At 48.9% G+C, this 13,083-nt stretch carries 11 protein-coding genes; 5 read left to right on the top strand and 6 right to left on the bottom strand.

The features are described 5' to 3' along the window. Positions 1-473: 473 nt before the first annotated feature. Both ABTW62_RS05625 and smpB read right to left on the bottom strand, forming a co-directional pair. A complete protein-coding gene (locus tag ABTW62_RS05625) occupies positions 474-1,442 on the bottom strand; it encodes a COX15/CtaA family protein (RefSeq protein ID WP_430903607.1) in 969 nt (322 codons plus the stop codon). 124 nt (positions 1,443-1,566) lie between these two features. Next, positions 1,567-2,016: an SsrA-binding protein SmpB gene (gene smpB, locus ABTW62_RS05620; RefSeq protein WP_430903606.1), complete on the bottom strand. Its 450-nt coding sequence runs from the start codon at positions 2,014-2,016 to the stop codon at positions 1,567-1,569. 99 nt (positions 2,017-2,115) lie between these two features. On the opposite strand from smpB, the gene ABTW62_RS05615 reads away from it, so the two are divergent. Together ABTW62_RS05615 and ABTW62_RS05610 are read left to right on the top strand one after the other, a co-directional pair. Continuing rightward, on the top strand, positions 2,116-2,556 hold the full coding sequence (locus ABTW62_RS05615; RefSeq protein ID WP_430903605.1) for a type II toxin-antitoxin system RatA family toxin: 441 nt from the start codon (positions 2,116-2,118) through the stop codon (positions 2,554-2,556). Further along, positions 2,540-2,854 carry an RnfH family protein gene (locus ABTW62_RS05610; protein WP_430903604.1) on the top strand — a complete coding sequence of 105 codons (315 nt, stop codon included), beginning with the start codon at positions 2,540-2,542 and terminating at the stop codon, positions 2,852-2,854. The genes ABTW62_RS05615 and ABTW62_RS05610 overlap by 17 nt, the downstream gene beginning before the upstream one ends. A gap of 171 nt (positions 2,855-3,025) precedes the next feature. On the opposite strand, the gene lspA is transcribed toward ABTW62_RS05610, so the two are convergent. The 4 genes from lspA to ABTW62_RS05590 form a co-directional block, all read right to left on the bottom strand. Continuing rightward, the gene (lspA, locus tag ABTW62_RS05605; RefSeq protein ID WP_430903603.1) at positions 3,026-3,523 is read right to left on the bottom strand and encodes a signal peptidase II; all 498 of its coding nucleotides are present in this window, start codon (positions 3,521-3,523) and stop codon (positions 3,026-3,028) included. A 39-nt stretch (positions 3,524-3,562) separates the two neighbouring features. Next, complete coding sequence (gene ileS, locus ABTW62_RS05600; protein WP_430903601.1) at positions 3,563-6,385, bottom strand: isoleucine--tRNA ligase; 2,823 nt, start codon at positions 6,383-6,385, stop codon at positions 3,563-3,565. After that, a complete protein-coding gene (locus tag ABTW62_RS05595) occupies positions 6,348-7,364 on the bottom strand; it encodes a bifunctional riboflavin kinase/FAD synthetase (protein WP_430903600.1) in 1,017 nt (338 codons plus the stop codon). The genes ileS and ABTW62_RS05595 overlap by 38 nt, the downstream gene beginning before the upstream one ends. Before the next feature lie 105 nt (positions 7,365-7,469). Continuing rightward, entirely contained in the window at positions 7,470-7,901 is a 432-nt protein-coding gene (locus tag ABTW62_RS05590) for a group III truncated hemoglobin (protein WP_430903599.1), read from the bottom strand. Positions 7,902-8,132: 231 nt separating this feature from the next. Here ABTW62_RS05590 and ABTW62_RS05585 point away from each other — a divergent pair, with 231 nt between their 5' ends. The 3 genes from ABTW62_RS05585 to ABTW62_RS05575 all read left to right on the top strand — a co-directional run bounded on the left by ABTW62_RS05585 (position 8,133) and on the right by ABTW62_RS05575 (position 13,079). Further along, complete coding sequence (locus tag ABTW62_RS05585; protein ID WP_430903609.1) at positions 8,133-10,319, top strand: ABC transporter substrate-binding protein; 2,187 nt, start codon at positions 8,133-8,135, stop codon at positions 10,317-10,319. Positions 10,320-10,334: 15 nt separating this feature from the next. Next, on the top strand, positions 10,335-11,312 hold the full coding sequence (locus ABTW62_RS05580) for an ABC transporter permease (protein ID WP_430903598.1): 978 nt from the start codon (positions 10,335-10,337) through the stop codon (positions 11,310-11,312). A gap of 123 nt (positions 11,313-11,435) precedes the next feature. Then, positions 11,436-13,079: a sensor domain-containing diguanylate cyclase gene (locus ABTW62_RS05575; RefSeq protein WP_430903597.1), complete on the top strand. Its 1,644-nt coding sequence runs from the start codon at positions 11,436-11,438 to the stop codon at positions 13,077-13,079. The last annotated feature ends 4 nt before the right edge of the window (positions 13,080-13,083 follow it).

Genomic DNA, 13,083 nt, shown 5'->3' with positions numbered 1-13,083 from the left:
CAAAAACCAATAGGTATGGCTGCGATAAGTGGGTATCGTGAATTGTTGCGCAGGAAATATTTTTCCTGCACTGTTTTATTGCAAGCAGTCAATTGACGCAATTTGCTGTGTAGAGATAGGGACAGATCAATTCATTGGTGTGCAAACTAAGCTGATGAATCGTTTGATTCATTTCGACAAATTGATTTCAATCGAGATGTCGCTTATTTTATCAAGAGGGTCAGAAGCTGGGGTCCATATACTCGGCTTTTAATAATGGAGCATTGGTTCCCAGCTGTTTTATGGTAAACATATTTTATGCATCTGAACTATTTTCAGTTATGGTGTGGTGCATGAAATGTACCCTGCCGTTTTTTAGCAGCAACCATCGTGTGCCGGGTGCATTTATGATGCACCATATTACTAACGAGGGGCAATTTAGATTGCTGTCTGTTTCAGTGTACTATCTTATAAAAATATTGATGCATACATGATCATGACAATTTTCGATTAACCCAGAGTGCTGCAGTGAATAACAGCATTGCACCTGCCTGATGTGCTGCTGCGAATGTCAACGGTACCGACAATAATAAGGTTGTTATGCCTAATCCCACTTGAATCATTAAGGCGATCACCAGCAGATGTGACGCGAAGCGGGCTGTACCTGATAGTGAGACCTTTCTGGCTTTGAACCAGAAAATTGGAACTAAGAATATCAACAACCAAGCAATTAGACGATGGTCAAACTGAACCGTTGTAATATTATCGAAAAAATTCCTATACCAAGGCTCCAGTACGAACATGGCTGGTGGAATCAAATGGCCATCCATCAAGGGAAAGGTGTTATACGCCTTACCTGCGTGTATACCTGCGACCAGTCCACCGGACAGCACCATGACAAAGATCAGGCCTGTTAGCGTGAATGAAAAACGGCGCAGCCCGAGTATGGATGCTGCGACGGCTGTATCTGGTGTTTGTGCTTGCTTCGGTGCAAGCAATCCCGTGGCGACCCAGAACATGGCCGCATAGATAATGAAGGCCAATCCTAAATGTGCGGTCAACCGATATTGGCTGACATAAATATTATCAGCCAATCCGCTCATGACCATATACCACCCCATGAATCCCTGCAGGCCACCGAGTATGAAAATACCCAGAAGCTTCAGTCCCAGCTTGCGATCAACGCGTTTACGCGCAACAAAATAAACGAAAGGAATGAAATAAACCAGCCCGATCAAGCGGCCCAGCAAGCGATGGAAATATTCCCACCAGAAAATTCCTTTAAACTCGTCTAGGGTCATACCTTTGTTGACTTCCTCGTATTGTGGAATTTGACGATATTTGTCTAGTAAAATTTCCCAATCTTCTTGCGTAAAAGGGGGGATGGTGCCGATAATGGGTTGCCACTCCACTATGGACAGTCCTGAACCAGTCAGACGCGTCACACCGCCTACGATTACCATCGCGAAAACCAGAGCGCAACAGATCAATAGCCAAACAGCGATCGCTGTTTGGCTATTGGGCCGGGAAGTGGATTGTTCAGGTTTTATGGATTTGTATGAGCTTATTTGCATTGTTTTCTGTTAATCAAGTATGCTGATTACGTATCAAGCGTTGTTTGTCTCGTTCCCATTCCTTGCGCTTTTCGCTCTCACGTTTATCAAATTGTTTCTTGCCTTTGGCAAGCCCAATTTCCAGTTTGATTCTACCTGCTTTATAATGCATATCCAATGGAACCAGCGTGTACCCGGCCCGCTCAACTTTTCCAATGAGCTGGCTAATCTGTCCCGCGTGCAATAACAGTTTGCGTGTTCTTACGGGATCTGGATGGATATGCGTGGATGCCGCTGGCAATGAGCTGATATGACAACCGATAAGGAATAATTCGCCGTTGCGGATAATAATGTATGCTTCTTTCAATTGAATGCGCCCCGCGCGGATTGCTTTGACTTCCCATCCTTCCAGAACAATGCCCGCTTCGTATTTTTCCTCGATGAAATAATCGTGAAAAGCTTTTTTATTTTGCGCAATACTCATCGAAATAAAACAAGGATAATGGTATATGACTTTTGTGAAATTCTCGTTTAGTGTAACAGTTTTTAGTCTTGATTCGCCCGAAATAAGGTAATTTATCGTATGGCTGAAATAGAAAAATCGGTTTTGGTGGGTTACTCAGCAACGCAGATGTTTAATCTGGTAGATACCGTTGAAAACTACCCAGATTTTCTGCCATGGTGCTCAGGCGCCTCCATGGAATTACAAGATGATGAAACTGCGCATGCCACTGTCAATATAGATTATCACCACATCAAGCATAGTTTTACGACTAAAAATACCCGCTGTCCGCCCGAATTGATCGAAATGGAATTGCTCGAGGGTCCCTTCGAACATTTAGATGGGCATTGGCGCTTCATTCCATTATCAGAGAACGCCTGCAAGATAGAGTTCCGTCTGCATTATACTTTCTCGCATAAATTGCTGGAAAAATTGGTAGGACCCGTTTTTTATATGATTGCCAACAATTTTGTAGAAGCATTTGTCGAGCGAGCGGAAGCAATCTATGGCTCCTCAATCTGAGCAACCAACAGGCATTATGGTCGAAGTAACTTATGCCTTGCCCCACGATCAGTTTCTCAAGCGTTTTGAGGTGCCTATTGGGACTTCACTTGCGCAGGCAATTCAGCTGTCCGGTGTTCACCAGCTGTATCCGGAAATTGGTTGTGCCGGATTCAAAGCCGGAATCTTTGGCAAGATCATGAGCGCAGATACCGTGCTACAGCCGCATGATCGTATTGAAATATACCGGCCGCTTACAATTGATCCGAAAGAGAAACGTAGGTTGAGATCAAAGAATCGTGCCAGAATGGGTTGTTAAGGTGCGGTACTAGGAGGCTGTCCGAGAATAGCGACGTAGCGAGGGCGAGGCTGATTGAGTTGGATTTTTCGATCATTTGAGGCGAATAGTCGTTCTATTTAACGAAAAGGATCGTAAAATCCGGCCAGTCAGGCTCGTCCGCAGTAGATCAGCCTATTCTCGGACAGCCTCCTAGCTGTTGTTGCTTGATCCTGGTTGAGTTGAGGGGGGGCGATCGGTCTTAATACTGTCGAGGATTAATAAGCAAGCACCGACAACAATGGCAGAATCAGCGATGTTGAAGGCTGGCCAGTGATAGTCGCCGAGATAGAAATCCAGAAAATCGACAACATAGCCCAGCGTGACGCGATCCCAGAGATTCCCGAGTGCACCGCCTAGAATAAGGCTTAATGCAATGCAAAACAGTTTGTTATATGAATGTTTGTAGAGCAAATAAATGATCAATATCGAGGCAGCCAGAGCGATTGCACTGAGGAACCAGCGTTGCCAGCCGGAAGCATCGCTCAAGAAACTAAAGGCAGCACCTGGGTTATAGGCCAAGACCAGGTTAAAAAAATCTGTTACTGCAATGTGTTGTCCGTACGCTAAAGTGGATTCTACCCATCGTTTGGAAATCCAGTCCACTAACAGAACAATCGATGCAATGGCTAGGCTGAAGTGTAATTTCATAGCACCTTGGCGGCTAGTTAAGTATTGTTTATCAGCAAATCAAGCATAGCGCCGTGATTCACCAGATCCGGTAAGATTATTGATGCATCGACCGCATAATGTGGGATGATCGGGATGGGATCCTACGTCCTGCCGATAGTGCCAGCAACGTTCGCATTTTAAGTGTGGGCTCGCAGCCACCGTGATGCTTTCATCTGTGGCGCTGGCAACTTGCTGCAGATGAATCTCAGAAGTAATCAGCACAAAACGTAAATCGTCTCCGAGAGATGCGAGCAGCGCGTGATTTTCACCCGCCGCATGCATGGTGACAGTGGCCACCAATGACGATCCGATTTCTCCCCGCGCGCGCGCGTCTTCCAGCTGCTTTTGTACAAGGACCCGTAATTCACGTAGGCGATGCCAGCGATTTAAAAGTATTTGTGTATCGGCCAAGGTTGACCCTTGCTCCGGGAATGTGTGCCATGTATGCAAGAGTATGCTGTCTTGTTCCGAATTGTTGAGCTGCTGCCATACTTCTTCTGCGGTAAAACTTAGAATCGGCGCGAACAATCGCACCAGGCTGTGGGTGATATGATAGAGCGCAGTTTGTGCCGCCCGTCGCGGGATGCCCGTCGCGGCAGTCGTATAGAGCCGATCCTTGAGAATATCAAGGTAGAATCCTCCCAGATCTTCTGAGCAAAAATTATGCAATTTCGCGACTATCTGATGAAATTCAAAATTCTCATATAACCTAAGAAGATCCTGCTGGAATCTTTCTGTAAAAACCAGCATGTAGCGGTCGATTTCCATCCATTCCTCAATGGGTAGGGAATCGGTGGATGGATTGAAATCAGCTAAATTGGCCAGTAAAAAACGCAGGGTATTGCGAATGCGTCGATAAGTCTCGACAGTGCGCTTGAGAATTTCATCGGATATGAACAGTTCTCCGGAGTAATCGGTGGATGCGACCCAAAGACGCAGAATATCGGCTCCAAGCGTATCGACGATTTTTTGTGGCGCGATGACATTGCCCTTGGACTTGCTCATTTTATAGCCGTGGCCATCCACCACGAAACCATGCGTGAGCAGCGCTCGAAAAGGGGCATGGCCATCCATCGCGCAGCCAGTCAGCAAAGAAGACTGAAACCAGCCACGGTGCTGATCGGAGCCTTCGAGATAAAGATCGGCTGGATGCGCTAACTTGGAATCGTTTTTCAATACTGTTTCATGGGTCGTGCCTGAATCGAACCATACATCGAGCGTGTCAGTCAGCTTGCGATATTGCAGCGCTTCTTCGCCCAGCAGACTGGCCGCATCGAGTCTGAACCAGGCTTCTATGCCTTCCTGTTCAACAAGGTGGGCGACTTCTTCCAGCAGTTCATCGGTGCGCGGATGCAGGGCGTGCGTATCCTGATGAACAAAAAAAGTCATAGGGACGCCCCAATTGCGCTGACGCGAAACACACCAGTCGGGCCGATTCTTGATCATTGCTTCAAGCCGGGCTCTGCCCCATGCTGGGTAAAAACGAGTGGACTCGACTGCTTGCAGAGCGAGTTCGCGTAGCGAAATCTTGGTCTGTGTCGAACTGGTCTCGCTTTGACGCTGCATGCCCACGAACCATTGTGGTGTCGCGCGGAATATGATCGGAGTTTTATGACGCCAGCAATGTGGATAGCTATGCTCAATCTTCTCCACGTGGAGTAAATGGCTGCTTTGTTTGAGGGCATCAATAACAACATCGTTGGCTTTCCAGACAAATAATCCGCCTACCAGGGGCGTGTCGGCGGTAAATTTACCGTCACCACCAACGGGGCTGTCGCTGGGCAAATCGTATTGCTGTCCGATGAAATAATCGTCCAGTCCATGTGCGGGCGCAGTATGCACAAGACCTGTGCCGGCTTCCAGTGTGACATGCCGGCCACAGATTATTTTGACGGTGCGCCCCGCAAAGGGATGATGCAAGGCCATATTCTCCAGTGCTTGTCCTTTGCAAGTAGCAACGACTTCCCCTACGAGCTGGTAACGAGTGAGGCAGGTTTGTACCAAGTCTGAAGCTAGAATCAGCCAACCGCGTTGTGTTCTGACCAGGCTGTATTCGAATTCTGGATGTACGCAGACTGCCTGATTGGCAGGCAGTGTCCAGGGGGTGGTTGTCCAAATAACGGCATAGACTCTCGCATCGGGTGGTAACGGTGCAGCCAGAATGGCTGCGAGTGGGTGAGTGTCCTGCCTGTCACCGGCGATTTCGAAACCAGCGTCGATCGCGGGCGATGATTTATTCTCATACTCTACTTCGGCTTCGGCTAGAGCGGAGCCACAGTCAATACACCAGTTGACCGGCTTCTGGCCCTGGTAGAGATGACCGTTGCGATGGATCTTGCCGAGCGCACGAATAATCCCTGCTTCCGTTGCGGGGTTCATGGTGAGATAGGGATGTTCCCAATCAGCAAGTACGCCGAGTCGAATGAAATCGGCTTTCTGACGCTCGACTTGTGCGCGTGCGAATTCCCGGCAAAGCTGCCGTATCTGTTCAGCCGGCAAATGCTTGCCATGTTTTTTTTCTATCTGGTGCTCAATTGGCAATCCATGGCAATCCCAGCCGGGGATGTAAGGTGCATCGAAGCCGGCCAAGGTTTTGCTTTTGATGATGATATCCTTGAGGATCTTGTTGACAGCGTGCCCAATGTGGATGTCGCCGTTGGCATAAGGCGGGCCGTCATGCAGGATGAATTTGGGGCGGCCTTGACTGGCTGCACGGATTTTCTGATAGAGTTTTTTTTCCTGCCAGGCTTCGAGCATGACAGGCTCCCGTTTAGCCAGATTACCGCGCATTGGAAAAGGGGTATCAGGCAAGTTCAGGGTTTTTTTGTAGTCGGTAGTCATGTTGTGAATTTAGTCTAGCAGTTTCATGTGGTATCGTGCCCACGCGGGCAAAATAGGCTTTTGCATGAGCGACATCCAGTTCGATCTGTTTGGCAAGCGTTTCCAGATCGGGGTATCTTTCTTCATCTCTGAGTTTATGCAGAAAATCAATGTGCAAGTGTTGGCCATAAATATCCTGGTCAAAATCAAATAAATGCACTTCCAGTACTGGTTTGCCATGATCGAGGATAGTCGGGCGAATGCCCAGGCTGGCCACACCTTTGATGCGTTCTGCATGAAATGTATTCTTCTGCCTAGTGATTTCTACCACAAATATGCCACTCAAGGGAGGACGGTTGTGCTTCAACTGAATGTTGGCGGTCGGAAAACCAATTTTTTTTCCTAGTTTGTTGCCGTTCACGACGCGTCCGCTGATGCTATATGGGCGCCCCAGCAAACATTTGGCGAGATCCAGATTGCCACAGGCAAGCGCATCGCGGATTGCGGTGCTGGAAACTCTCAGCCCGTCAATCACAAAGCTTGGCATGACTTCAAGTTCGATGCCATCCGGTCGCGATGCGAATTGCCGTAGCAGGGCAAGATCGCCAGCACGTCTGGCACCGAACCGGAAGTCATCACCGATCAATAACCAGCGAACATTGAGTACCCGTTTTAGCGTATGCGTAATAAACATTTCCGCGCTGATGTTTGCGAATTGGCTGTCAAAACGGAAGATTTGCACTTGGTCCAATTCCAGCTCAGCCAGGTATTCGAGTTTCTCGCGCAGATTCGTCAAGCGCGTGGGCGCGCGATCAGGCGCAAAAAACTCGCGCGGGTGCGGTTCGAAAGTCATGACGCACGAAGCGATACCTAAGCGCTTGGCCGCTTGCTTCACACGGGTAAGCATTGCTTGGTGGCCTAAGTGCACACCATCAAAATTGCCGATTGTCAGAGCGACAGGCTGGCTTGCCTGTATCAAGGCTCGCCGGGTAATGCGCATGTTAATGGAAAGAGTGTAGATAGGGTCGTAACATATCCTGCGAGAACGAAGCGCTGGTTTTGCTATGGGACCGCCGTTCAATAACAGGCCAAAATCCGTCTTTTTTCAAGCGTTGTCGGCGTTGAGTGCAACGGGTTGCTGCTGGGGAAAGTGGCTCATTTGATAACCCATCCATAATCGTTCGGCGATGAATGCCGCAACCGCATCGGCATGCTGTTTGAGCATCGGATTACCTAGCTCGAGCGTCGTTTCCCGGAAGAGTTGCAGCCAGCGTTGGAACAGTGTGGCGTTGAGCTCGGGCAGTGCAATATGTTTGGGCATTGGTGCGCCACGAAAACGACTGGTACCTCGTAGTTGTGCCGACCAGAAATTAGTCATTTGTACGAAATGTGCGTCCCAATCGATGACATGCGCTTCGAAAATCGGTCCGAGAGAAGGGTCTTTTCTTGCTTTGGCATAAAAATCGTGAACCAGTTTGCTAACCTCCTCTTCGGTGTATAGATTGGGATTGGGTTCAGGAATATGTCGAGGTATCATAACTCTTGATCTGCTATATAAGTTAAAGTTTCCTAGGCGAGCTGCAAGTGATTCAGACTATGAAGCAGGCTGCTCAAGCGATTATTTTCTCACAGTTGTGGCGTGACTTCGAATCTTTGTATATTGTTGAGGTTATTTTGGGATTCAACCAGTTTGTGAAAGGGAAGATTTCGATTGCAGTCAGATTACGCGTATCGTTTTTCCATGCTCTTGCTATTCTCCTGCTTTTCCATGAGTGTTGGCAAGGGGTGCCGGTATGGCCTTTTTTTTCTGGTCATTCTGCTGACGGCCTGCGCCGATGTTTGGAACAACCCTTACCCCGAGGCAGATTCCGGTAAGAATATTCTTTACAATGCCTTTGCCGAACGTCCTAAACACTTGGATCCGGTGCAATCCTATAGTTCCAACGAAATCACATTTACGGCCCAGATTTACCAGCCACCACTGCAGTATCACTATCTAAAACGACCTTTCACGCTGATCCCGCAAACGGCGCTCAGCATGCCGTTTGTTCGTTATTACAATGCGAATGACGAACAACTGCCTGCCAATGCAGCCAGTGCGGAGATCCATTATTCAGTTTACGAAATTTCCATCAAGCCGGGCATTCTCTATCAGCCACACCCGGCTTTTGCCAGGGATATGCAAGAAAACCTGCTTTATCATGCGCTCACCGTGCAGGATACGCGCGCACTATACAAGCTGAGCGATTTCGAGCATCACGGAACCCGGGAGCTGGTTGCGGCAGATTATATTTACCAAATCAAACGGTTGGCACATCCCAGACTGCATTCACCCATTTTTGGCCTGATGGCCGATTACTTGGTTGGGCTGCGCGAGCTGGCGGATACCTTAAGAAGCATGGACAAGGAGATGCCGGCAGACGATTTTCTGGATTTGCGCGAATTTTCCCTGAGCGGCGTGGAGCTGGTGGATGATTACACCTATCGCATCCACATCAAAGGCAAGTATCCTCAATTCATGTATTGGCTTGCAATGCCTTTTTTTGCGCCTGTGCCGTGGGAGGCCGATCGTTTTTTCTCACAGCAGGGACTGGCCGAAAAGAACCTGACACTCGATTGGTATCCAGTCGGCACAGGGCCCTATATGCTGACACAAAATGATCCCAACCGGATCATGGTGCTGGAGCGTAATCCAAACTTTGCCGGTGAATTTTATCCTGATGAAGGTATGCCGGAGGACGAAGAGAGAGGATTGCTGCGCGATGCAGGGCGTCCGCTGCCGCTGATTGATAAAGTCGTGTTCAGTCGCGAAAGGGAGAGCATTCCGCGCTGGAATAAATTCTTACAGGGATACTATGATGCATCGGGTATCGGTTCGGACAGCTTCGATCAGGCGGTGCAGATAACGGGCCAGGGCGAGGCAATTGTCACTGATGACATGGCAGCTCAGGGAATACGCCTGGAAACGGCTGTGGCGCCGTCAACTTACTATATGGGTTTTAATATGCTCGATCCAGTTGTGGGTGGGCGTACCCAGCAAGAGCAGGCGTCTGCCCGCAAATTACGTCAAGCCATCTCGATCGCGGTTGACTATGAGGAATATATCTCGATATTTGCCAATGGTCGCGGGATTCCTGCCCAAGGACCCATCCCTCCAGGGATAGAGGGTTATCGTGAGGGCCGGGCAGGCATGAATCCGATCGTTTATGAGTGGCGCGAAGAAAGGCCGCAGCGCAAATCCATCAAATTGGCGCGGGCGTTGCTGGCCGAAGCGGGTTATCCCGGGGGGATCGATCGCAAAACGGGTAAACCATTGGTGTTGTATTTTGATGTGACGGCACGCAGCGCAGACGATAAATCCATTCTGGACTGGATGCGCAAACAATTCAGGAGACTCAATATTCAATTGGTCGTCCGCAGCACGGATTACAATCGATTTCAGGACAAAATACGCAAGGGAAATGCTCAAATTTTTGAGTGGGGCTGGAATGCCGATTATCCCGATCCGGAAAATTTCCTGTTTCTGCTCTACGGGCCACAACGTAAAGTGGGAAATAATGGCGAAAATGCAGCCAACTACGATAATGTTGAATACAACCAACTGTTCGAACAAATGAAGAACATGGAGCCGGGCCCGCAGCGTGTGCGCATTATCGAGCGCATGGTGACAATTTTGCGTGAGGATGCACCTTGGTTATGGGGGTTTCATCCGCTCGATTTTGCTCTGTATCATGCCTGGTATGAGAATGTGAAGCCCAACAGGTTGGGTTATAACAACATCAAATATTGGCGGATTGACCCGGTTTTGCGCGAGCAGAAGCGACGTGAATGGAACGAGCCAGTATTGTGGCCGATCGGTGCGGGTTTTGCGGTGCTTGGTGTTTTTCTGGCGCCAGCGTGGTTTGCCTATCGACGTCGCGAACTGAGGCAGAGTCTCCCCAGGCGAGTGGCCTAATTTAATCGAGTTGTTATGCTAAATTACATCATTCGCCGCATCCTTTATGCCGTTCCTATCTTGATTGGCGTCAATCTCATCACTTTTGCGCTTTTCTTCGTGGTGAACACACCTGACGATATGGCGCGCATGCACTTGGGCACAAAACATGTCACAGATGAGGCGATCCTGAAATGGAAGCAGGATCGCGGTTATGACAAGCCGCTGTTATACAACCCCGTTGCACAAGGCGGCCAGAAATTGACCGATACAATTTTCTTCGAAAAATCGCTTGCCATGTTCGCTTTCGATTTCGGGCGGGCAGACGACGGGCGTGATATCGCGCATGAAGTTAAAGCCAGGATGTGGCCCAGCCTGGCGATTGCGTTGCCGGTGTTCTTTCTCGGATTGTTGACCTATATTACTTTTGCGCTGGTGATGGTATTTTTCCGGGCAACTTATGTCGATTTCTGGGGAGTGGTGATATGTGTGGCGATGATGTCAATTTCCAGCCTGTTTTATATTATTGGCGGCCAATTCCTGATTAGTAAGTTGTGGCATCTGGTGCCGGTATCCGGTTATGGCAGCGGGCTGGATGCTGGCCGCTTTCTTGTTTTGCCAATCATCGTGGGTGTGATCAGCAGTGCTGGCGCCAATACACGCTGGTATCGCACAATTTTTCTGGAGGAAATGGATAAGGAATATGTGCGCACCGCCCGGGCAAAAGGTTTGCCGGAAAGTCTTGTCTTGTTCAGGCATGTGCTCAAGAATGCCATGATTCCCATACTGACCGGGGTGGTCGTGGTGATTCCATTGCTGTTTCTCGGTGGCCTGATCATAGAATCATTTTTTGGTATACCGGGGTTGGGCAGTTATACCATTGATGCGATTCATTCGCAGGATTTTGCTGTCGTGCGCGCAATGGTATTTCTGGGTTCGCTGCTTTATATTGTCGGTTTGGTGATGACTGATATTTCCTATACCCTGGTTGACCCAAGAGTGCGGCTGGAGTGATTTTTTTTCTTATCGCATTGCCGTCATATTTTGCAAGGAATCAATCTGATTTTCTGGAGCAGCATATAGCGTAAAAGTCGTTCATCGTTAAAACAGTTTTGTTCAACATGGAACAGTCCCGTATTGAAGAGTATTAAAAGCAAGATTGTTGTTTTTGCTGTGATTGCAACCCTGCTGCCTTCTGGGGGGCTGGGTTTGTTATCATTTTGGCAGAACGAAGCACTCATGAACGATAGTGTGACGCGTGAATTGCGTGCGCTGACGGACAACGTCAACCGGCATCTGGATGCATGGTTGAATGAAAATACGCTCGCTGTGCGAGCGTTATCGACTTCCAATCCCGTGATAGAGGGGTTGTCCACATTAAATCAGTTTGCTGACGGCGAGTCGGCCGGACAGGTCAAATCCAACTTGGCGGGCTATTTGCGTTCAGTACAAGGAAAACTTGAAACGATCCTGGAACTGGCGGTTTACGACAACAATCAGCAAATGGTAGCAAGCAGCGTCCCCACGCTGGAAGCTTATGACATTCCTGTGCGTTGGCCGCATAAATCCTTGACGGCTGGAGCCGTATCTGCTCCGCCTTATTGGAATGCGCGCTATGCCACTGCCACGCTAAGCATTATTTTTCCCGTGCTGTCTTATGATAATGTGCTGGTGGGTGCGTTTGCCGTTACGCTGGATTTGGGATCGCTCAGAAGTCAATTGCTGGACGCCAAGAAATTCTCGCGCGGCGAGATCTTTTTGCTGGACTATGAGGGGAAAGTGTTGCTGAGCAGCATTCCGGGGGCTGATCATGAGGCAGCGCTGGATTCTCAGCAGTTGGATGAATTGCAAATACGGGCCAAGGATTCCATGACTTATGATGGCCTTGCCTATTCCAGGTCGATCGGGTTGCTGTATATGTCCGAGAAAATTCCAGTGGCAGTATTGGTGGAGCGTGATTATGGCGATATACATGCCGCCTGGACGAAACTGCGTGATCGGTTTCTGGAATTTGTCGGCATTCTGATTGTGATCATAACGGCGGTAGCATTGTACATGGGGCATACTATCGTCACCCCGCTCAAGAGATTGATCGATGCGGTTAAGGGTATCGTGGAGGGAAATTTTGAAACCAGGCTGCAAGTCCGGCAGAAGGATGAAGTTGGCCAGTTGACCATCATGTTCAATCAAATGACGGATGCGTTACGCCGCAAGCATGCAGAAATTATGGTGGCCAATCAGGTCATGCAACAAAAAAACCAGCTCCTGCAGAAATTATCGGTTACGGACAGTCTGACCGGTTTGTATAACCGGAGCAAACTTGACGCCATTTTGACCGAGCAGCTGGCCAGATATCAACGTAACCAACGCATTTTTTGCTTGCTGATGATAGATGTTGACCATTTTAAGCGCATCAATGATGATCTTGGGCATATCATGGGCGATAAGATCCTGATTGCCGTGGCGACAGTGTTGCTGAAGTCGATTCGGACTATCGATCATGCTGCTCGTTACGGAGGCGATGAATTCGTGGTCGTTTTGACTGAAACCCATGCGGATGCGGCAGTAAAAACCGCAGAAAGAATCCGGTCGCAGGTTGGAAAAATTTGCCTTGCATTCAAGGAGCATCCGATCAAGATTACGCTCAGCATTGGCATTGCGCAATGCCAACCTGAAGATGTCACCCCGAGTGACCTGATTGCGCGTGTGGATGCGGCATTGTACGAAGCAAAGAAAGCGGGGCGTGACCGGATCGAATGTATTGGCGCAATCACGCAATGAACCA

The organism is Nitrosomonas sp. ANs5, from assembly GCF_050584665.1.
In the GTDB taxonomy this organism is placed as follows: domain Bacteria; phylum Pseudomonadota; class Gammaproteobacteria; order Burkholderiales; family Nitrosomonadaceae; genus Nitrosomonas.
Note: the sequence above shows the minus strand (reverse complement) of the source record. Positions and strands in the feature narration are given on the sequence as shown.

What these genes read in the sequence shown, in the direction of transcription:
- ABTW62_RS05625 (WP_430903607.1), bottom strand. Translation starts at nt 1,442, where the DNA reads ATGGTAATCGTAGGCGGTGTGACGCGTCTGACTGGTTCAGGACTGTCC.
- smpB (WP_430903606.1), bottom strand. Translation starts at nt 2,016, where the DNA reads ATGAGTATTGCGCAAAATAAAAAAGCTTTTCACGATTATTTCATCGAG.
- ABTW62_RS05615 (WP_430903605.1), top strand. Translation starts at nt 2,116, where the DNA reads ATGGCTGAAATAGAAAAATCGGTTTTGGTGGGTTACTCAGCAACGCAG.
- ABTW62_RS05610 (WP_430903604.1), top strand. Translation starts at nt 2,540, where the DNA reads ATGGCTCCTCAATCTGAGCAACCAACAGGCATTATGGTCGAAGTAACT.
- lspA (WP_430903603.1), bottom strand. Translation starts at nt 3,523, where the DNA reads ATGAAATTACACTTCAGCCTAGCCATTGCATCGATTGTTCTGTTAGTG.
- ileS (WP_430903601.1), bottom strand. Translation starts at nt 6,385, where the DNA reads ATGACTACCGACTACAAAAAAACCCTGAACTTGCCTGATACCCCTTTT.
- ABTW62_RS05595 (WP_430903600.1), bottom strand. Translation starts at nt 7,364, where the DNA reads ATGCGCATTACCCGGCGAGCCTTGATACAGGCAAGCCAGCCTGTCGCT.
- ABTW62_RS05590 (WP_430903599.1), bottom strand. Translation starts at nt 7,901, where the DNA reads ATGATACCTCGACATATTCCTGAACCCAATCCCAATCTATACACCGAA.
- ABTW62_RS05585 (WP_430903609.1), top strand. Translation starts at nt 8,133, where the DNA reads ATGAGTGTTGGCAAGGGGTGCCGGTATGGCCTTTTTTTTCTGGTCATT.
- ABTW62_RS05580 (WP_430903598.1), top strand. Translation starts at nt 10,335, where the DNA reads ATGCTAAATTACATCATTCGCCGCATCCTTTATGCCGTTCCTATCTTG.